This is a genomic window from Pseudomonas sp. C1C7 (genome assembly GCF_013359595.1).
GTDB lineage: Bacteria > Pseudomonadota > Gammaproteobacteria > Pseudomonadales > Pseudomonadaceae > Aquipseudomonas.
In genome coordinates this window covers 82,443-101,968 of the sequence record NZ_JABFMP010000008.1, presented here as the reverse complement: position 1 = coordinate 101,968, position 19,526 = coordinate 82,443, and the positions used below count along the sequence as shown (strand labels likewise).

The 19,526-nt window shown below is 64.3% G+C and carries 17 protein-coding genes; 15 read left to right on the top strand and 2 right to left on the bottom strand.

Annotated features, from left to right (window positions below; translation table 11 throughout):
- Window positions 1-49 precede the first annotated feature (49 nt).
- From HNO86_RS09075 to madM, 11 genes are all read left to right on the top strand, one after another.
- Window positions 50-5,992 carry an Hpt domain-containing protein gene (locus HNO86_RS09075; RefSeq protein ID WP_175376667.1) on the top strand — a complete coding sequence of 1,981 codons (5,943 nt, stop codon included), beginning with the start codon at window positions 50-52 and terminating at the stop codon, window positions 5,990-5,992.
- Entirely contained in the window at window positions 5,985-6,455 is a 471-nt protein-coding gene (locus HNO86_RS09070) for a chemotaxis protein CheW (protein ID WP_175376666.1), read from the top strand. The genes HNO86_RS09075 and HNO86_RS09070 overlap by 8 nt, the downstream gene beginning before the upstream one ends.
- A gap of 235 nt (window positions 6,456-6,690) precedes the next feature.
- Window positions 6,691-8,361, top strand: a complete 1,671-nt coding sequence (gene mdcA / locus HNO86_RS09065; protein WP_175376665.1) for a malonate decarboxylase subunit alpha — start codon at window positions 6,691-6,693, stop codon at window positions 8,359-8,361.
- Window positions 8,362-9,237: a triphosphoribosyl-dephospho-CoA synthase gene (locus HNO86_RS09060; protein WP_175376664.1), complete on the top strand. Its 876-nt coding sequence runs from the start codon at window positions 8,362-8,364 to the stop codon at window positions 9,235-9,237.
- On the top strand, window positions 9,237-9,536 hold the full coding sequence (locus HNO86_RS09055; protein ID WP_175376663.1) for a malonate decarboxylase subunit delta: 300 nt from the start codon (window positions 9,237-9,239) through the stop codon (window positions 9,534-9,536). The genes HNO86_RS09060 and HNO86_RS09055 overlap by 1 nt, the downstream gene beginning before the upstream one ends.
- Entirely contained in the window at window positions 9,529-10,380 is an 852-nt protein-coding gene (locus tag HNO86_RS09050) for a biotin-independent malonate decarboxylase subunit beta (protein ID WP_175376662.1), read from the top strand. The genes HNO86_RS09055 and HNO86_RS09050 overlap by 8 nt, the downstream gene beginning before the upstream one ends.
- On the top strand, window positions 10,377-11,177 hold the full coding sequence (mdcE, locus tag HNO86_RS09045; protein ID WP_175376661.1) for a biotin-independent malonate decarboxylase subunit gamma: 801 nt from the start codon (window positions 10,377-10,379) through the stop codon (window positions 11,175-11,177). The genes HNO86_RS09050 and mdcE overlap by 4 nt, the downstream gene beginning before the upstream one ends.
- Complete coding sequence (locus HNO86_RS09040; RefSeq protein ID WP_175376660.1) at window positions 11,171-11,791, top strand: malonate decarboxylase holo-ACP synthase; 621 nt, start codon at window positions 11,171-11,173, stop codon at window positions 11,789-11,791. The genes mdcE and HNO86_RS09040 overlap by 7 nt, the downstream gene beginning before the upstream one ends.
- On the top strand, window positions 11,788-12,699 hold the full coding sequence (mdcH, locus tag HNO86_RS09035; protein ID WP_175376659.1) for a malonate decarboxylase subunit epsilon: 912 nt from the start codon (window positions 11,788-11,790) through the stop codon (window positions 12,697-12,699). Before HNO86_RS09040 ends, mdcH begins: the two co-directional genes overlap by 4 nt.
- 65 nt (window positions 12,700-12,764) lie before the next feature.
- A complete protein-coding gene (gene madL, locus HNO86_RS09030) occupies window positions 12,765-13,181 on the top strand; it encodes a malonate transporter subunit MadL (RefSeq protein ID WP_175376658.1) in 417 nt (138 codons plus the stop codon).
- A gap of 1 nt (window position 13,182) precedes the next feature.
- The gene (gene madM / locus HNO86_RS09025; RefSeq protein ID WP_175376657.1) at window positions 13,183-13,947 is read left to right on the top strand and encodes a malonate transporter subunit MadM; all 765 of its coding nucleotides are present in this window, start codon (window positions 13,183-13,185) and stop codon (window positions 13,945-13,947) included.
- Between the two features lie 111 nt (window positions 13,948-14,058).
- Here madM and HNO86_RS09020 read toward each other — a convergent pair whose 3' ends face one another.
- Window positions 14,059-14,973, bottom strand: a complete 915-nt coding sequence (locus HNO86_RS09020) for a LysR substrate-binding domain-containing protein (RefSeq protein WP_175376656.1) — start codon at window positions 14,971-14,973, stop codon at window positions 14,059-14,061.
- Window positions 14,974-15,234: 261 nt separating this feature from the next.
- On the opposite strand from HNO86_RS09020, the gene HNO86_RS09015 reads away from it, so the two are divergent.
- Window positions 15,235-15,852: a hemolysin III family protein gene (locus HNO86_RS09015; protein WP_175376655.1), complete on the top strand. Its 618-nt coding sequence runs from the start codon at window positions 15,235-15,237 to the stop codon at window positions 15,850-15,852.
- Between the two features lie 22 nt (window positions 15,853-15,874).
- Here the strand turns inward: HNO86_RS09015 and HNO86_RS09010 are convergent, their stop codons facing one another.
- Window positions 15,875-16,792, bottom strand: a complete 918-nt coding sequence (locus HNO86_RS09010) for a LysR family transcriptional regulator (protein ID WP_175376654.1) — start codon at window positions 16,790-16,792, stop codon at window positions 15,875-15,877.
- 108 nt (window positions 16,793-16,900) lie between these two features.
- On the opposite strand from HNO86_RS09010, the gene HNO86_RS09005 reads away from it, so the two are divergent.
- The 3 genes from HNO86_RS09005 to HNO86_RS08995 are packed head-to-tail and all read left to right on the top strand — an operon-like array spanning window position 16,901 to window position 19,454.
- Window positions 16,901-18,142 (top strand): D-amino acid dehydrogenase, encoded by a 1,242-nt coding sequence (locus HNO86_RS09005; protein ID WP_175376653.1) that lies wholly within the window; start codon window positions 16,901-16,903, stop codon window positions 18,140-18,142.
- A gap of 27 nt (window positions 18,143-18,169) precedes the next feature.
- Entirely contained in the window at window positions 18,170-18,520 is a 351-nt protein-coding gene (locus tag HNO86_RS09000; RefSeq protein WP_175376652.1) for a RidA family protein, read from the top strand.
- Between the two features lie 31 nt (window positions 18,521-18,551).
- Window positions 18,552-19,454 (top strand): transporter substrate-binding domain-containing protein, encoded by a 903-nt coding sequence (locus HNO86_RS08995; RefSeq protein WP_175376651.1) that lies wholly within the window; start codon window positions 18,552-18,554, stop codon window positions 19,452-19,454.
- Window positions 19,455-19,526 lie beyond the last annotated feature (72 nt).

The following is a 19,526-nucleotide window of genomic DNA, read 5'->3' as shown; positions in this document are numbered from 1 at the left end:
ACCGCCCATGGGCGCTTGAACCTTGAATGAAGTGGGATGTGGAGTGGTTATGGGTGATCGGCACGACTATGTGGCCCTCGAATGGGTCAAGGGCGAGATTGCCGAAACGCTGAAGCAGGCTCATCACGCGATCGAAACCTTGCTTGATGACCCGCAGGCGACGCATGCCCTGAGCGATTGCCTGGCGTGCATCCATCAGGTTCACGGCAGTTTGCAGATGGTCGAGTTCTACGGCGCGGCCCTGCTCGCCGAAGAAATGGAGCACCTGATCGTCGCCCTGCAGAACGATCGCGTCAGCCATCGTGACGAAGCGCTGCACCTGATGCTGCAAGCCCTTGGCCAACTGCCGATCTACCTCGACCGGGTGCAGGCCGCGCGCCGTGACCTGCCGCTGATGTTGCTGCCACTGATCAACGACCTGCGCAGCGCCCGGGGCGAAGCCCTGTTGTCGGAAACCAGCCTGTTCAGCCCGCAGCTGCCGGACTTGCCGCCATTGAACGACGAAGCCCTGGCGCTGCTGGAGCCGGCCGATCTGTCCAATGTGCTGCGCAAGTGGCGGCAGATGCTGCAAATGGCCCTGGCCGGTCTGTTGCGCGAGGAAGACGGCGACACCAACCTTGGTTATCTGACCAAAGTCTTTTCCCGCCTCGAAAGTCTTTGCGGAGACGCGCCGCTGGGCCCGCTGTGGCAGGTCGCCTCGGCGCTGGTCGAAGGCATGCGCGACGGGGTGATCGCCAACAGCCCGGCGCTGCGCAGCCTGTTCAAGGACGCCGACAAGGAACTCAAGCGCCTGCTCGAACACGGCATGGCCGCCATCAATCAGCCCGCGCCGCCGGAGCTGCTCAAGAGTTTGCTGTTCTACATAGCCAAGGCCGAACACCCCACCGGGCAGATGCTGACCATGAAAGAACGCTATGGACTGGATGACGCGCTGCCCGACAGCGCGATGGTCGATGAAGAGCGCGCACGCCTGGCCGGTCCCGACCGCGATGCCATGCGTTCGGTGCTCGCGGCCCTGTGCGAGGAACTGGTGCGGGTCAAGGAGCGCCTGGACCTGTTCGTGCGCAGCGACCGCCAGCACACCTCGGACCTCGACAGCCTGCTCGCGCCCTTGCGGCAGATCGCCGACACCCTGGCGGTGCTGGGTTTCGGCCAGCCGCGCAAGGTCATCATCGACCAGCTGGCGGTGGTGCTGAGCCTGGTCCAGGGCCAGCGCGCCCCTGATGACGCCACTCTCATGGACGTCGCCGGGGCCTTGCTCTACGTCGAGGCGACCCTGGCCGGCATGGTCGGCACCGTGGAGCCCGAGAGCCAGGAAGAGGACGCCCTGCCGACCACGGACCTGACGCAGATCCATCAGATCGTGATCAAGGAAGCACGCATCTGCCTGCAACAGGCCAAGGACATGATCGTCGACTACATCGACGCTGACTGGGACCGTCAGCATTTGCAGCCGCTGCCGGCCTTGCTGACCCAGGTGCGTGGCGCGCTGGCGATGATTGCGCTAAGCCGCGCGGCCAGCCTGGTGGAAACCTGCAATCACTTCATCCGCGAGCATCTGTTGCTTGAACGGGGCCAGCCGGACTGGCAGGAACTGGACAGCCTGGCGGACGTCATTGCCAGCCTCGAGTACTACCTCGAGCGCCTCAACGATGACCCGCAAGCGCCTGGGGAACAGCTGCTCGACATCGCTGAACAAAGTCTTGCGACCCTCGGCTTCTTTCCTAATGAAGAGCCCAGCGAGCAACAGGTTCCGGTGCTCGAGGATGTGCTCAGCCCCAGCGAGGCGCAGACCCTGCAGCACCAGCAGGAACTGGACGCCTCGGAAGTGGCCCGGTCCCTGGCCGATGTATTGGCCAGCCCCGTATCGGCCCTCAATCCCCCGGCCCAGACCACTCCCGGCAGCCTGTTGCCGCCGCCCGCCGGCGAGGAGCCGGTGGACGATGAATTGCGCGAAGTGTTCCTCGAAGAGACCGACGAGGTGCTGGAAATCCTTCGCGAGTACCTGCCGCGCTGGTCGATCAATCCCGACAACCGCTCGGCCCTGAGCGAACTGCGCCGCGCCTTCCACACCCTCAAGGGCAGTGGCCGGATGGTTCGCGCGCTGGTGATCGGTGAGCTGGCCTGGGCGGTGGAAAACCTGTTAAACCGGGTGCTCGAAGGCAGCGTCGAACCGGGCGCCACGGTGCAGCAACTGATCGGCGATGTGCTGCGTGTACTGCCGGAACTGGTGGCCGAATACGCCGCCCATGCCCAGCGCCAGCGCAGCGATGTCGATCAGATGGCCGCCCGTGCCCATGCCCTGGCCAAGGGTGAAGAGCCGCTGTCCGACGAGGACACGCAGGACGTCTCGGCCCTCGATCCGCTGCTGCTGGAGATCTTTCGCAAGGAAGCCGAAACCCATTTGAGCAGCCTCAATCGCTTCCTCGACGAGGCCGCCGAGCATGTACCGCTGCCGGCCAGCGATGCGCTGCTGCGCGCCCTGCATACCCTCAAGGGCAGCGCCTCGATGGCCGGGGTCTTGCCGATCGTCGAACTGGCGGTGCCGCTGGATCAACTGGTGCGCGAGTACAAGGCGCACCAGATCGCTCTGGATCTGGACGAAGTCGAAGTGCTGCTGGAAGCCGAAGGCTTGTTCCTCCTCGGCTTGCGCCAACTCAAGAAGGATCCGCTGGCGGAAATTCCCCACGCCCACGAGCTGATCGAGCGCGCCAAGGCTTTGCTCGCCGAACGGCTGCAAAGCCTGGTGGACGCGCCCAGCAGCAGCCTGCGGATCAAGCGTGATCCGCAGTTGATCAACAACTTCCTGGCCCAGGGCATGGACATCCTGCTGGACGCCGAAAGCCTGTTGCAGCGCTGGCAGCAGCACCCCGGCGAGCGCCAGGAACTCAGTGCGCTGCTGGACGAATTGACCACCCTGGGCGAAGGCGCGCACCTGGCCGATCTGCACCCGGTGGATGAACTGTGCGAAGCCTTGCTCGACCTCTACGGTGCCGTGGAAGAGAGCAGCCTGGCGGTCAGCGAGGTGTTTTTCCGCGAAGCGCAAAGTGCCCACGAAGCGCTGATCGACATGCTCGACGAACTGGCGGCGGGCCAGGAAGTCAGCCCGCGTCCGGATCGGGTTCGGGCCTTGCAGGGCTTGCTCAACGAGAGCCTCGACCCGTCGGCCATGGGCCTGATTCGCAGTGACGGCAGCCGCACCCTGAGCATTCGCGAACTGGGCGATGTCACCGCTGATCTGGCGCAGACCGCGACCGATGTGGTGCTGGACGACGAGATCGTCTCGATCTTCCTCGAAGAAGCCGTGGATATCCTCGACAGCGCCAGCCAGGCGTTGCAGCGCTGGTTGGCCGATCCGCAGAACCCGGCGCCGCTGTCGTCACTGCAACGGGATTTACACACCCTCAAGGGCGGCGCGCGGATGGCCGAGGTCGAGCCGGTGGGCGATCTGGCCCATGAGCTGGAAGGTCTCTATGAAGGTCTGGTGGACCGCCGCTACAGCTACAGCGAAGGGCTGGCGCTGCTGCTGCAGAACAGTCATGACCACTTGGCGCAGCAGCTCGAGCAGTTGCAGAGCCACCAGTCGCTGGACGATCCCGCCGAGCTGATCGAGGCGATTCACGCGTTCCGTCAGGGCCATGGCAGTGCTGTCGAAGTGATCGAGCCGGAGGCCGACGACTCGCCCCATCACGACAGCGATTTGCTGGAGATCTTCCTCGAAGAAGGTTTCGACATCATCGAAAGCTCCGGCGCGGCGCTGTCGCGCTGGCAGGCCGAACCTTCGAACCGCCAGGAAGTGGAAACCCTGCTGCGCGACCTGCACACCCTCAAGGGCGGTGCGCGCATGGTGGAAATCACGCCGATCGGCGATCTGGCCCATGAGCTGGAGTTTCTCTACGAAGGCTTGTCCACGGGCCTGCTGAAACCTACCGGTGCGTTGTTCGAGCTGCTGCAGCGCAGTCATGACCGGCTGGCGCAGATGCTTGACGCGGCCCGAGCCGGGGAGCCGTTGCCGCCGGCCGACCGCTTGCTCGATGCTATCCGCAATTTCAGCCATCCCTCGGTTCCCGAGTTACCGGTGCCTCAAGCCGCGATCCCTGAAACGCCGACACCGGTCGCGCAGCCAGTCGCGGTCAAGGCCGAAACACCGTTGCAACCGGCGGACCCCAACGCGGACATGGTCAAGGTCTCGGCGGAGCTGCTCGACGATCTGGTCAACCTGGCGGGCGAGACATCGATCTTTCGCGGCCGCATCGAACAGCAGGTCAACGATGCGCAGGTGGCGTTGAACGAGATGGAAACCACCATCGAGCGGATGCGTGATCAGTTGCGTCGCCTCGACATCGAAACCCAGGGCCGGATACTCAGCCGGCAGCAGGAAGCCGAGCGCCTGGGCTACGAAGAATTCGACCCGCTGGAGATGGACCGTCACTCGCAGTTGCAGCAACTGTCGCGAGCCTTGTTCGAGTCCGCCTCCGACCTGCTCGACCTCAAGGAAACCCTCGATCGGCGTAATCAGGACGCGGAGAACCTGCTGCAACAGCAGGGCCGCATCAACACCGAATTGCAGGAAGGCCTGATGCGCACGCGCATGGTGCCGTTCGAACGCATGCTGCCGCGCCTGAAACGCATCGTGCGTCAGGTGGCGGGCGAGCTGGGCAAGGATGTGGAGTTCATCGTCGGCAACGCCGAAGGCGAGATGGACCGCAACGTCCTCGAACGCATGGCCGCGCCGCTGGAGCACATGCTGCGCAATGCCGTCGACCATGGCCTTGAGTCCGCCGAAGTGCGCGCCGCGGCGGGCAAGCCGGCGCAGGGGCGGATCACCCTCGATCTGCTGCGCGAAGGCGGCGACATGATTTTCGACATCCGCGACGACGGTGCCGGTGTGCCCATGGACGCCGTGCGGCGCAAGGCGATCAAGCGTGGGCTGATCGAAGAGCACAGTGAAATCAGCGACCGTGACGTGTTGCAGTTCATCATGCAGCCGGGCTTTTCCACCGCCGAGAAAATCACCCAGATCTCCGGGCGCGGCGTCGGCATGGACGTGGTGCATGAAGAGGTGCGGCAACTGGGTGGCAGCATGAGCATCGACTCGGTGCCGGGGCAGGGCGTGCATTTCCGCATACGCCTGCCGTTCACCGTGTCGGTGAACCGGGCGCTGATGGTGCAATGCGGCGAGGATCAGTATGCGATTCCGCTGAACACCATCGACGGCATTGTCCGCGTGTTGCCGAACGAACTGGAAGGGCATTTCCGCCTCGATCCGCCGGCCTATGAATACGCCGGGCAGCGCTACGAGCTGTGCTATCTGGGCGATCTTCTGAAAACCCATCCGCGGCCGAAACTACCGGCCCAGAGCCTGCCGTTGCCGGTGCTGCTGGTGCAGTGCAACGATCGTCATGTCGCGGTGCAGGTCGACGCCATGGCCGGCACGCGGGAGATCGTGGTCAAGAGCCTCGGCCCGCAGTTCGCGGCGGTGCAGGGGGTTTCCGGGGCGACCATCCTGGGGGATGGCCGGGTGGTGCTGATTCTCGATCTGCTGGCGCCGATCCGCGCCATGCAGGCCCACGTGCCGCAGCGCCCGCCGGTGCAGGACAGCGAATTCGAACCGCAAAAGCCGTTGCTGGTGATGGTGGTCGACGACTCGGTCACCGTGCGCAAGGTCACCAGCCGTCTGCTGGAACGCCATGGCATGAACGTGCTGACGGCCAAGGACGGGGTCGACGCGATGCTGCTGCTCGAAGAGCACATGCCGGACATCATGCTGCTGGACATCGAAATGCCGCGCATGGACGGCTTCGAAGTGGCGACGCAGGTGCGCAACGATGAGCGCCTGCAACACCTGCCGATCATCATGATCACCTCCCGCACCGGCCAGAAACACCGCGACCGGGCCATGGCCATCGGCGTCAACGACTACCTCGGCAAGCCGTACCAGGAATCGGTCCTGCTCGAAAGCATTGCCCTGTGGAGCAAAACCCATGCATGAGCGGCGCCTCAACCAGCGCAGCATCAACCTCACCGGCCTGCTGCTGCCGCTCGCCGACCGTAACCTGATCCTGCCCAACGTCGCGGTGGCCGAACTGATCGACTACCAGCCTGCCGCCTTCGACCTCGACACCCCGCCCTGGTACCTGGGCCGGGTCACCTGGCGCAACCGACAGATCCCCCTGCTGAGCTTCGAATCGGCCTGCGGCAACAAGATCGTCATCGGCGACCGTGCACGCATCGTCATCCTCAATGCACTGGGCGGGCGGCCGGAGCTGAAATTCATCGCCATGCTGGTCCAGGGGATTCCGCGGTCGTACAAGCTCGACAGTCAGTTGAGCTATGTGGATGTGCCGCTGTGCCGGCTGGAAAAGGCGGCGGTGCAAGTGGCGGATCAAGTGGCCCGGGTGCCGGATTTGTTGGGGATGGAAGAATTGTTGGTGGGGGCGGGGTTGGGGGCCTGATCTGGCTTCTGCGCTGACCCCACCGGCCCCTTCGCGAGCAAGCCCCCCACAGTGATTGTGGGTGGATGCGAAATTTGCAGGCAACCGAACCTCCTGTAGGAGCGAGGCTTGCCCGCGAAGGCGTCTGCCCGGCCAACCATTACTCTGACCGTAACGATCCGCCTCGCTGCTTGATTGATGCCCCCACCCAACACTCCTAAGGTGACTCCCACGACAGCGAACCCGTGGAGTGGTCATGACAACAACAATATCCCCCGACTCGCGATGGACGCGGCGGCGCAGTGAGAAGCAGCGGCGGCTCGAGCAGGTCAAGGGCCTGGCTGATGGTGTGGTGCTGCCCACCGAGAACATTGTGGCGGCGCTCGAGGCGCTGATCCTGCCGGGCGATCGTGTGGTGCTGGAGGGCAACAACCAGAAGCAGGCGGATTTCCTCTCCCGCTCGCTGGTCAAGGCCGATCCGGCCAAGCTCCATGACCTGCACATGATCATGCCCAGCGTCGGGCGGGCCGAGCATCTGGATCTGTTCGAGCGCGGTATCGCCCGAAAGCTCGACTTCTCCTTCGCCGGCACCCAGAGCCTGCGCATCAGCCAGTTGCTCGAAGACGGGCTGCTGGAAATCGGCGCGATCCATACCTACATCGAACTCTACGCCCGGCTGGTGGTGGACCTGATCCCCAACGTCGTGCTCTCGGCCGGTTTCATGGCCGACCGCGCCGGCAACATCTACACCGGCCCCAGCACCGAAGACACCCCGGCCCTGATCGAACCGGCCGCCTTCAGCGACGGCATCGTCATCGTCCAGGTCAACCAGCTGGTGGACGACGTCACCGACCTGCCGCGGGTCGACATTCCCGCGTCCTGGGTCGATTTCGTGGTGGTGGCCGACAAGCCGTTCTACATCGAACCGCTGTTCACCCGCGACCCCCGCCATATCAAGCCGGTGCACGTGCTGATGGCGATGATGGCGATCCGCGGGATCTACGAAAAACACAACGTCCAGTCCCTGAACCACGGCATCGGTTTCAATACCGCCGCCATCGAACTGATCCTGCCGACCTACGGCGAATCTCTGGGCCTGAAGGGCAAGATCTGCCGCAACTGGACCCTCAATCCGCACCCGACCCTGATCCCTGCCATCGAAAGCGGTTGGGTCGAAAGCGTGCATTGCTTCGGCACCGAGCTGGGGATGGAAAACTACATCGCCGCCCGTCCCGACGTGTTCTTCACCGGACGCGATGGCTCCCTGCGCTCCAACCGGATGTTCAGCCAGCTGGCCGGGCAATACGCCGTGGACCTGTTCATCGGCGCCACCCTGCAAGTCGATGGCGACGGTCATTCCTCCACCGTGACCCGTGGCCGCCTGGCCGGTTTCGGTGGCGCGCCGAACATGGGCCACGACCCACGCGGTCGCCGTCACGGCACGCCGGCCTGGCTCGACATGCGCCACACCGACTCGGCCGAACCGATGCTCGAACGCGGCAAGAAGCTCGTAGTGCAAATGGTCGAGACCTTCCAGGAAGGCGGCAAACCGACCTTCGTCGAGACCCTCGATGCCATCGACGTGGCGAAGAAGAGCGGCATGCCGCTGGCGCCGATCATGGTCTACGGCGACGACGTCACCCACCTGCTCACCGAGGAAGGCATCGCCTACCTGTACAAGGCCCGCTCGCTGGAAGAGCGCCAGGCGATGATCGCCGCCGTGGCCGGGGTGACCGCCATCGGCCTGCGGCACAACCCGAAAGACACTGCGCGCATGCGCCGCGAAGGCCTGATCGCCTTGCCCGAAGACCTCGGCATCCGCCGCACCGACGCCACCCGCGAGCTGCTCGCGGCGAAAAGCGTGGCCGATCTGGTGGAGTGGTCCGGTGGTCTCTACAACCCGCCCGCCAAGTTCAGGAGCTGGTAAATGCACGCATTCAACCTGCAACCCAAACCCGTCAGCCTGGCCGAATACCTGGCTGACCTGGCGGTGGACGCGCTGATCGACGAAGCGGACCTGTCGCCGAAACCGGCCTTGGTCGACCGTCGTGGCAGTGGCGCCCATACCGATCTGCACCTGGGGCTGATGCACGCTTCGGCACTGGCCCTGTGGCCGGCGTTCAAGGAAATGGCCGAGGCCGCCATCGAGATCGGCGAAATCGGTCTGCCGCTGCGCGAAGCCATCGGCCTGGTCGGGCGCGAAGGCGAACAGGCGATGCTCGCCACCACCGACGGTGTGAATACTCACCGTGGCGCGATCTGGGCCTTGGGCCTGTTGGTCGCCGCCGTGGCCCTGGAGCCAAAATCCAACGCTGCCGGTTCCATCGCATTGCGTGCCGCCCGCCTGGCCCTGCTCGATGATCGCCACGCCCCACGCCCGCTCAGCCACGGCGCGCAAGTCGCCCAGCGCTACGGCGCACGCGGTGCCCGTGAAGAAGCACAACTCGGCTTCCCCGCGGTGATCGAACGTGCCTTGCCGCAACTGCAACGCAGCCGCGCCGCCGGCCATGGCGAACAGAACGCCCGGCTCGATGCGCTGCTGGCGATCATGACCCGGCTGGCCGACACCTGCGTGCTCTACCGCGCCGGCGAAGAGGGCCTGCACACCATGCAGCGCGGCGCCCAGGCGGTGCTCGACGCAGGCGGCAGTGCCAGCCTCGCCGGCCGTCGTCGGCTACATGAACTGGACCAACAATTAATCGCTTTGAATGCCTCGCCCGGTGGCGCTGCCGACCTGCTCGCAGCCTGCCTGTTCATCGACCGTATCGACGCGGGCGACAGCCTCATCCAGGGAGCTTTCTGATGGAAACCTTATCCTTTGAATTCCCCGCCGGGCAGCCGCCACGCGGACGCACGCTGGTCGGTTGTGTCGGCTCCGGCGATCTGGAAGTGCTGATCCAGCCGGGCCAACCCGGCAAGCTGACCATCACCGTGCAGACCTCGGTCAACGGCAGCGAACAGCGCTGGCAGCATCTGTTCGCGCGGATGTTCGACGGCCAGACGCCGTCGGCGATGGACATCGACATCCACGATTTCGGCGCCACCCCCGGTGTGGTGCGCCTGCGCCTGGAACAGGGCTTCGAGGAGATCGCTCATGGCTGACAGCACCGCGTTGCTCAACAAGCACAGCTTCATCGAACTCGGTGCGCGGCAGCGGGCCAAGGCCCTGCTCGACACCGGCACTTTTCGAGAACTGATCGACCCGTTCCAGCGCGTCATGTCGCCGTGGCTGGCGCGTCAGGGCGTGGTGCCGCAGGCCGATGACGGCGTGGTGATCGCCAAGGGCAGCCTCGACGGTTCGCCAGTAGTGATCGCCGCCATCGAAGGCGCTTTCCAGGGCGGCAGCCTTGGTGAAGTCGGCGGCGCGAAGATTGCCGGCGCGCTGGAACTGGCCGCCGAAGATAACCGCAAGGGCATCCCGACCCGCGCCGTCCTGCTGCTGGAAACCGGTGGCGTGCGCTTGCAGGAAGCCAACCTTGGCCTGGCGGCGATTGCCGATATCCACGCGGCGATTGTCGATCTGCGCCAGTACCAGCCGGTGGTGGGTGTGATCGCCGGCAGCGTCGGTTGCTTCGGCGGCATGTCGATCGCCGCCGGATTGTGCAGCTACCTGGTGGTGACCCAGGAAGCGCGTCTGGGCCTGAACGGTCCGCAGGTGATCGAGCAGGAAGCCGGTCTTGAGGAATACGACTCCCGCGACCGGCCTTTCATCTGGAGCCTGACCGGCGGCGAGCAACGCTTCGCCACCGGGCTGGTGGACCGTTACGCCGAGGATGATGTGGCGCAGATTCGCCGACAGGTCGGCGAGTTGTTCAAGCTAGGTTTGCCGGCGCGGCAACGCAGCACCCAGGCCGATCTGTACCTGCAGCGACTGGCGCAACTGAACGCCGAACCGCAAATCGAACCGGCCACGGTTCGCGACCTGTATCAAGGAGCGCGCTCATGAGTTCGTATTCCCTCCGGGGCCTGCACTGGTTCAACGCGCTGGCTGCCGAAGCCAAGGCGGTCGACGGCTTGCCGGCTTCGTTGAAAGTGGCCGATGGATTTCTGGGCGATCAGGCCGTGCGCTTTATCGCCGTGGTGGCCGACCCCGACAACCGCTTCGCCCGCGCTCGCAATGGCGAGGTCGGCCTGCTGGAAGGCTGGGGCCTGGCCAAGGCGGTGGATGAAGTGATCACGGCCGATCAGGGCAAGGCGCACAAACGCGCACTGATCGCCATCGTCGATGTACCGAGCCAGGCCTATGGCCGGCGCGAAGAAGCGCTCGGCATCCATCAGGCATTGGCGGCCGCCGCAGACAGTTACGCCCGCGCCCGACTGGCCGGGCATGCGGTGATCGGTCTGCTGGTGGGCAAGGCAATGTCCGGGGCGTTTCTGGCCCACGGTTATCAGGCCAACCGACTGATCGCCCTGCGTGATCCGGGAGTGATGGTGCATGCCATGGGCAAGGCCTCGGCCGCGCGGGTGACCCTGCGCAGTGTCGAGGAACTGGAAACCCTGGCTGCCAGCGTGCCGCCGATGGCCTACGACATCGACAGCTACGCCAGCCTCGGGCTGCTCTGGGAAACCCTGTCGGTGGAACAGATCGAAACCCCAACCGCCACCGATGTGAGCCGCGTGACGGAGTGCCTGTCCCAGGCGATCAGCGATGCCGCCGGTAGCCGGGACCTGAGCAGCCGTCTGGGTGCCAGCAACCGCGCGGCCTCCAGCCACGTCCGCCAACTGTTGAGAGCGCAGTGGTGAGCACGCTCATGGCCCACGACCTGCTCTGGGGTATGTCCCCGGAGCAGCTGCCGGCGGACGCGCCTGCCTGGGTGATCGACTCGCTCAGCGCCGGCCAGCCGGTGGTGGTACGGCGTGCGGTTTCGGTGGCGGGGCAGGTGGCGGTCGGCGTGCGTGGGCGGTTGCGCGAGCAGCGGTATGCGGCGTCGATGGCGATCGATTCGATGACGCGCCGGGTGCAGCCCGAAGCGCTGTGCCATGTCGATAGCCCTCGGGATTTGCCGGCGCTGCGGGCGCTGAAACAACTGCGTCCACTGCTCGACCGTTGCGGTTGGACATGGGGTGTCAGTGGCAGTGCCGGGTTTGAATTGGCCAGCGGTTTTGAAGCCTTGCATGAAGGCAGCGATCTGGATTTGATCCTGCGTACTGCGCAGCCTTTGTCTCGTGTTCATGCACGTGCGCTGGTGGCTCAACTCGATGCGGCGCAGTGCGTAGTGGACATGCAGTTGCAGACACCGTTCGGCGCCGTGGCCTTGCGCGAGTGGGCCGGTGCTTCGAGTCGAGTACTGCTGAAAAACGCCAGCCAGGCTTGCCTGGTACTCGATCCTTGGAACCCGCAGGAGCAGGCAGCGTGAGCAGCTTGCTGGTGTTCCCGGGCCAGGGCGCGCAGCAGCCGGGCATGCTTGAGCGTGTGCCTCGCGAAACCCTGATCGAGGCCAGCGATGTACTCGGTGAGGACGTCTCGCGGCTGGATTCTGCCCAAGCGTTGCAATCGACCCGCGCGGTGCAGCTCTGCCTGCTGATCGCCGGTGTGGCGGCGGCGCGGCAACTGGCGATGTCGGCAGATTATGTCGCCGGCCTGTCCATCGGTGCCTATCCGGCGGCGGTGGTGGCCGGTGCCCTGGGGTTCAGCGATGCACTGCATCTGGTCAGCCTGCGCGGTGAGCTGATGCAGAAGGCTTATCCACAGGGCTATGGCATGACCGCGATCACTGGCCTCGAACTGGCGACGGTAGAAGGTTTGCTGGCGCAGGTTCACAGCGATGCTTCACCGGTTTACCTGGCGAACATCAACGCCGACAACCAGGTGGTGATCGCCGGCAGCGACGGCGCAATGAAGCGGGTGGCCGAACTCGCAAGAAGCCGTGGTGCCGGCATGGCCAAGCGGTTGGCGGTGAGTGTGCCGTCCCACTGTCCGCTGCTGGATAAGCCTGCTAAAACCCTGGCCGAAGCCTTCGCCGGCGTTAAGCTGCAAACCCCGAAAATCGGCTACCTGAGTGGCAGCCGCGCACGGCCGATCATCAACCCCGAGGCCTTGCGCGACGACCTGGCTTTCAACATGTGCCGCGTGGTGGATTGGCGCGGCACGGTACAAAGCGCCTACGAGCGCGGCGTACGCCTGCACATCGAACTGCCGCCCGGTGCGGTGCTGACCGGGCTGGCGCGCCGGGTGTTCGAGCAAGGCACCGTGATGGCTTTCGACGGTGCGCGGCTCGATACCCTGCAGGCGCTGTTGCGTGAGGAGGGAAGCCGCCACTTCTAGATCACCGACTCAGGCCTTCGAACAACAAAAACAACATTCGACGATGCACTTTGAGGACAACGACAATGATTATTTACGGTGTGGCGCTGTTGGCGATTTGTACGCTGGCAGGAGTGATCATCGGTGACATGCTCGGCGTGTTGCTGGGCGTCAAATCCAACGTCGGCGGGGTCGGGATCGCGATGATCCTGCTGATCTGCGCGCGCTTGTGGATGCACAACCGCGGCGGCATGACCAAGGACTGCGAGATGGGCGTCGGCTTCTGGGGCGCCATGTACATTCCGGTGGTGGTGGCGATGGCGGCGCAGCAGAACGTGGTCACGGCCCTGCACGGCGGCCCGGTGGCGGTGCTGGCGGCGATCGGTTCGGTGGTGGTCTGCGGTTGCACCATTGCCCTGATCAGCCGGACCCACAAGGGCGATCCGTTGCCTGACGAGCCGACCGAGTTATCGGTGGCCGGCACGCCAGCAGGAGGTCGCTGATATGTGGGATCTCATCGAGAAAGGTCTGGAACACAACGGTCTGGTCACGGCATTCGCCTTCGTCGGCGTGATCATGTGGGTGTCGGTCATCCTGTCGAAGCGCCTGACCTTCGGGCGCATCCACGGCTCGGCGATTGCCATCGTCATCGGCCTGATCCTGGCCTGGGTCGGCGGCACCCTGACCGGCGGGCAAAAAGGCCTGGCGGATTTGACGCTGTTCTCCGGCATCGGCCTGATGGGCGGCGCCATGCTGCGGGACTTCGCCATTGTCGCCACGGCGTTCGAAGTGCAGGCCACCGAAGCGAAAAAGGCCGGGCTGATCGGCGTCATCGCGCTGCTGCTGGGCACGGTGCTGCCGTTCATTGTCGGGGCCTGCATGGCCTGGGCGTTCGGTTATCGCGATGCGATCAGCATGACCACCATTGGTGCGGGGGCGGTGACCTACATCGTCGGCCCGGTGACGGGCGCGGCGATTGGTGCGACTTCTGATGTGATGGCGCTGTCGATTGCCACCGGCCTGATCAAGGCGATTCTGGTGATGGTCGGCACACCGGTAGCGGCCCGCTGGATGGGCCTGGACAATCCACGCTCGGCGATGGTCTTCGGCGGCCTGGCCGGGACCGTGAGCGGGGTGACGGCGGGGCTGGCGGCGACGGATCGGCGGTTGGTGCCTTATGGGGCGTTGACGGCGACTTTCCATACCGGGCTGGGCTGCCTGTTGGGGCCTTCGGTGCTGTACTTCATTGTTCGTGGGATTGTTGGTTAAGCCTTAAATCATTCATTGAATGTTCCGACGCCTTCGCGAGCAAGCCCGCTCACACATTGGAATGCGATCCCATGTGGGAGCGGGCTTGCTCGCGAATGGGGCGACTCCGTCTCAACCCTGCCGATTGGCATACATCCGACACTCCGCCAACAACGCCAGCAGATTCGGATCACGCTCCTTGGCCTTCAGGAACACCACCCCGATGTGCTGCTGCAACCGGTACTGTTCCTGCAATGGAATCAGCTTCACCCGGTTCTCATACACCGCCGCAATCCTCCCCGGCAGCAACGCATAACCCACGCCCGAACTGACCATGCTCAGCAGGGTGAAGATGTCGTTGACCTGCATCGCCACCTTCGGCTCGAACCCCGCCTGGTTGAACACCCGATTGCCGTCCTGATGGGTGGCGAAGCCCTGGGTCAGGGTGATGAAGGTTTCGTCGCGCACCTCGGCCAGGTCCACTTCAGCACGATGGGCGAACTTCGAGTCGGCCGGGGTGGCCAGGAAGATGTCGTCGGAAAACAGCGGCAGGTGCTCCAGGTCCGGGTCGTTGATGCTGTCGTCCAGGGACACCAGAATCGCGTCGACTTCCATGTTCTTGAGCTTGTAGAGCAGGTCGAAGTTGGAGCCCAGGATCAGGTCGATGTTGAGCTCGCTGCGGCGGATCTTCAGGCCCATGATCAATTGCGGCACGGTCTTCACGGTCAGTGAATAGAGTGAGCCGAGCTTGAAACGCTCGGCGGAAAACCCCGCGGCCTCGCGGGTCAGACGCACGCTTTCGACCACGTCCTGAATCAGCTTCTGCGCGCGCTCTTCCAGCACATAGGCGCTCTCCAGAGGCGTCAGGTTGCGCCCCTCATGCTTGAACAGCGGGCAGCGCAGGGCGCTTTCCAGAGAATGAATCGCCCGGTGCACGCTGACGTTACTGGTCTGCAACTCGGCCGCGGCCCGGGCCAGATTGCCGGTACGCATGAAGGCCAGGAACACCTCGAGTTTTTTCAGGGTCAACTCTTCGTCGATCAACATGGGGTGGACTCTTTTTGGAATCTGTCGATTGTGCCCAATTCCGTTGTCCTGCGCCTTGGCTTGTTCATGCCGACGTGCCGGGGCTGTGCAGGAGCTGTGTACGAGCGTGTAGGAGCTGTCGAGTGAAACGAGGCTGCGATCTTTCAAAGGCAAAATCAAAAGACCGCAGCCTTCGGCAGCTCCTGCAGGGGATGCGATGGACGGACATGTTGGGGTTTTATGCTTGAGGCTGGCTGTAGCGAAATACGAGGTAGGTAAACGATGTATCACGGGGAAAAACTCAACGCCTGGACGCATCTGGTCGGGGCGATTGCGGCGTTTGTCGGGGGGGTGTGGCTGATCGTGGTCGCCAGCCTGGATGGCAGTGTGTGGAAGATCGTCAGCATGGCGATCTACGCCTTTACCTTGCTGGTGCTCTACAGCGCGTCGACCGTGTACCACAGCGTGCGCGGGCGCAAGAAGGCGATCATGCAGAAGGTCGATCACTTCTCGATCTATCTGCTGATCGCCGGCAGCTACACGCCGTTCTGCCTGGTCACGCTGCGCGGGCCGTGGGGTTGGACGCTGTTCGGGATTGTCTGGGGGCTGGCGCTGATCGGCATCCTGCAGGAGATCAAACCGCGCTCGGAAGCGCGGGTGCTGTCGATCGTGATTTATGCGGTGATGGGCTGGATCGTGCTGGTGGCGGTCAAGCCGTTGCTGGCGGCGTTGGGGCGCGCGGGGTTTACCTGGTTGGCCATGGGTGGGGTGCTGTACTCCGTGGGCATCATTTTCTTTGCACTCGGGGATCGGCTGCGGCATGCCCATGGGATCTGGCATCTGTTCGTGATTGCCGGGAGTTTGCTGCACTTTGTGGCGATCTGGTTCTACGTGTTGTGAACCCAACCCCCTGTGGGAGCAGTCAGGTCGGTGTCGGGATCAAGTGATCCAGTTGCTCCTGCGCCCGCCGACTGAACACTTGCAACAAATCATTCAAGGTATGCGGCGGTGGTTCGCTGGCGCGGGTGACGGCGTACAGGGTGATGGGCAGCGGCGGTGCCAGCGGGCGGATGGTGGTCGTGGCGGGAGACGCGCCAAGGGCCGTGAACGGATCGATCACCGCCAGCCCTGCACCCGACTCCACCATCGCCCGGGCCAGTGAATAAGTCTGCACGGCAATGCGCACCCGGGGAGGCGGTTCGACTGCTTCCAGATAACTGTCGAGCCGTGCGGCCAACGGGTCGGCGCTGGAAAGCCCAATCAACGGCGCATCCGCCAACGCCATCAGCGGCAACGGCTGGCCGACTTCCGCCTCCGGCCAATGCCCCTTTGGCGCCAACGCCACCAACACCCCGCGAGCCAGTTCCTGAGCCTTCAACCCCGGATGATCCGGTCGCTGCAACGTCAGGGCGACATCCACTTCGCGCATCAAGAGGTTCTGCACCAGCTCCCGGCTGTGGGCGCTGGACAGTTCGCAGGCGATATCCGGGTAACGCCCGGTCCACTCGTGAATGGCCGGTGGCAGCAGTGACAGAGCCAAGGCCGGGGTGGCGCCGATGCGCAGGCTGTGGCCCGGCTGGCGACGCAGGCTCTGCGCCAGGCGCCGCACGCCTTGCAGGCTCTCGCTGACCTTGTCGACCTCGCGCTCCAGCTCCAGCGCTTCGGGGGTGGCCTGCAACTTGCCGCGCACCCGCAGGAACAGCGGGAACCCAAGCTGCTGCTCGGCGTGTTGCAGCACCTTGGTCACCGCCGGCTGGGAGACGTGCAGCAATTGCGCGGCGGCGCTGATCGATCCGGTCTGGCGGATGGCCTGGAAAATCTCGATGTGACGAAGGCGCATGGCGAGTCCATAACCTTTGTTTATGGGTTTGGCATCTTTATTCATTGTTCGACGCCTGTCACCTGGCTCTAACCTCGGGCGCATCTTCACAACGGTTTTGGAACGGCAATGGCTCAGCGTGTGTGCATCATCGGCGGCGGTGTGATTGGTCTGGCAACGGCTTATGCGCTGGTGCGCGACGGTTTCGACGTGACAGTGATTGAGGCCCGGGACGCGTTGGGCAGCCAGACCAGTTTCGCCAATGGCGGCCAGCTCTCCTATCGCTACGTCGCGCCGCTGGCCGATGCCGGCGTGCCGTTGCAGGCGATCGGCTGGATGCTGCGCGGCGATTCGCCCCTCAAGCTGCGCCCGCGCCTGGACCCGGCGCAGTGGCGCTGGATGGTCTCGTTCCTCGCCGCCTGCCGTAGCTCGGTCAACCGGGAAAACGCCGCCCATCTGTTGCGCCTGGCGCTGTTGAGCCAGGACACGCTCAAGCACTGGCGCGAAGACGACGGCCTGGCCGACTTCCAGTGGCGGCGCAATGGCAAGCTGGTGACGTTTCGCAACAGCGGCAATTTCGAGCATGCGCGCAACAAGCTGGCCGATCCGCAACAGCAGCGGGTGCTGTCGGCTGCCGAGTGTGCGCAGCTCGAGCCAGCGCTGGCCGAGGGTGCCTTTGTCGGCGGGATCCATACCCCGGACGAAGAGGTGGGCGATTGCCATGCCTTCTGCCAGGTGCTGGCCGAACGGCTCTCCGCTTCCGGCCGCTGCGAATGGCGCATGGGGCAAACGGTGACCGGCATTCGCCACGCCAATGGCAGCGTCAATGCCATCGAGCTGGGCGAGCAGGTATTGGCGGTCGATCAACTGGTGATCGCCGCCGGCCACCGCAGCCCGCTGCTGAACCTGCCGGGCCTGCAACTGCCGCTGTACCCGCTCAAGGGCTACAGCCTGACCGTGCCGATCGGTGCCGGCCACCGGGCGCCGGACGTGAGCATCACCGACTACGACCGCAAGATCGTCTATGCGCGCATCGGCGAGCAACTTCGGGTGGCGGCGATGGTCGACATCGTCGGCTTCGACCCGGCCGTCGACCCCAAGCGCCTGGCCCTGATCAAGCGCCAGGCCCGCGACACCTTCCCCAATGCCGGCGACTACGAGGCTGCCGTGGAGTGGGCCGGCATGCGTCCGGCAACGCCCAGCGGCGTCCCGCTGCTGGGGGGCACGGCGTATCGCAACCTGTGGCTCAATCTTGGCCATGGCGCGCTGGGCTTCACCCTCGCCTGCGGCAGCGCACGCCTGCTCAGCGAGCTGATCGGCCAGCGCCAACCTTCCATCGACCTGCACGGCTTCAATCACCGTGCGGCGTGAACGCCTGTTTCACATGAGGAGTCAGTCATGACCATTGAACGTCTGCACAGCAACCCGCGCCTGTCCGGCGCCGTGACCTTCGGCGACCTGGTATTTCTCTCCGGCCAGGTGCCGGGGGATGCCACAGAGGTCGGCGACCAGACCCGCGAAGTGCTGGCGAAGATCGACGCCTTGCTGGCCGAAGCCGGCAGCGACAAGGATCATCTGCTCAGCGCGACCATTTACCTGAAAAACATCGGCGAGGATTTTGCCGCGATGAACGAAGTCTGGTCGGCCTGGCTGTCGCCGGGACAGGCGCCCAGCCGGACCACGGTGCAGGCCGAACTGGCCCGCCCGCAGGTGCTGGTGGAAATCACCGTCATCGCTGCTCGTTCGTGAAACACACCAACACCCACAACGGAGAATAACAATGCAAAAAATCACGTTGCTCGGCTGCACCCTCGGGCTGTTGCTCGGCAGTCAGGTTCAGGCCAACGAGGCGCCGCTGACCGGCACCCTGGGCAAGATCGCCAACAGCCACAGCATCACCCTGGGCTATCGCGATGCGTCGGTGCCGTTCTCTTACGTGGGGGATCAGAGCGGCAAACCGATGGGCTATTCGGTGGATCTGGCGAGCAAGATCGTCGAGCGCATCCAGCAGCGACTGGCCTTGCCGGACCTGAGGGTGAAGTACAACCTGGTGACTTCGCAGACGCGCATTCCGCTGGTGCAGAACGGCACCGTGGATCTGGAATGCGGCTCCACGGGCGTGACTGCCGAGCGCCAGAAGCAAGTGGCGTTCTCCTACGGTTTCATCTACGTCAAAGGCCAGTTGCTGACGGCCAAGGACAGCGGCATCAAGAGCTTCGCCGACCTGCGTGGCAAGAATGTGGTGACCACCGCCGGCACCACCAACGAGCGCTTCCTGAAGAGCTACAACGTCGACAACAAGATCGACATGTTCGTGATCAGTGCCAAGGACCATGGCGAAGCGTTCCAGATGCTGCAATCGGGGCGAGCGGCGGCGTTCTACATGGATGACGCGCTGCTCTACGGCGAACGCGCCAAGGCCCATGATCCGCACAAGTGGGTGGTGGTCGGAGAAGAGCAATCGCGGGAGATCTACAGCTGCATGGTGCGCAAGGACGATCCGCAGTTCCTTGCGCTGGTCAACGGGGCGTTGGGGGATCTGTACAGCTCGGGGGAGATCAATGGCATTTATCAGCGCTGGTTCGAACAGCCGATTCCGCCGAAGGGTTTGAATCTCGAGTTTCCGATGACCAGTGAGTTGAAGGCGATCATTGCCAAGCCGGTGAGTCATCCGGTGCAGTAAGGTCAAGATCAAAAGATCGCAGCCTTCGGCGGCTCCTGCAGGGGAATGCGTACTCCTGTAGGAGCTGCCGCA

Coding starts and splice junctions, on each gene's coding strand:
- HNO86_RS09075 (WP_175376667.1), top strand. CDS start 50: ATGGGTGATCGGCACGACTATGTGGCCCTCGAATGGGTCAAGGGCGAG.
- HNO86_RS09070 (WP_175376666.1), top strand. CDS start 5,985: ATGCATGAGCGGCGCCTCAACCAGCGCAGCATCAACCTCACCGGCCTG.
- mdcA (WP_175376665.1), top strand. CDS start 6,691: ATGACAACAACAATATCCCCCGACTCGCGATGGACGCGGCGGCGCAGT.
- HNO86_RS09060 (WP_175376664.1), top strand. CDS start 8,362: ATGCACGCATTCAACCTGCAACCCAAACCCGTCAGCCTGGCCGAATAC.
- HNO86_RS09055 (WP_175376663.1), top strand. CDS start 9,237: ATGGAAACCTTATCCTTTGAATTCCCCGCCGGGCAGCCGCCACGCGGA.
- HNO86_RS09050 (WP_175376662.1), top strand. CDS start 9,529: ATGGCTGACAGCACCGCGTTGCTCAACAAGCACAGCTTCATCGAACTC.
- mdcE (WP_175376661.1), top strand. CDS start 10,377: ATGAGTTCGTATTCCCTCCGGGGCCTGCACTGGTTCAACGCGCTGGCT.
- madL (WP_175376658.1), top strand. CDS start 12,765: ATGATTATTTACGGTGTGGCGCTGTTGGCGATTTGTACGCTGGCAGGA.
- madM (WP_175376657.1), top strand. CDS start 13,183: ATGTGGGATCTCATCGAGAAAGGTCTGGAACACAACGGTCTGGTCACG.
- HNO86_RS09020 (WP_175376656.1), bottom strand. CDS start 14,973: ATGTTGATCGACGAAGAGTTGACCCTGAAAAAACTCGAGGTGTTCCTG.
- HNO86_RS09015 (WP_175376655.1), top strand. CDS start 15,235: ATGTATCACGGGGAAAAACTCAACGCCTGGACGCATCTGGTCGGGGCG.
- HNO86_RS09010 (WP_175376654.1), bottom strand. CDS start 16,792: ATGCGCCTTCGTCACATCGAGATTTTCCAGGCCATCCGCCAGACCGGA.
- HNO86_RS09005 (WP_175376653.1), top strand. CDS start 16,901: ATGGCTCAGCGTGTGTGCATCATCGGCGGCGGTGTGATTGGTCTGGCA.
- HNO86_RS09000 (WP_175376652.1), top strand. CDS start 18,170: ATGACCATTGAACGTCTGCACAGCAACCCGCGCCTGTCCGGCGCCGTG.
- HNO86_RS08995 (WP_175376651.1), top strand. CDS start 18,552: ATGCAAAAAATCACGTTGCTCGGCTGCACCCTCGGGCTGTTGCTCGGC.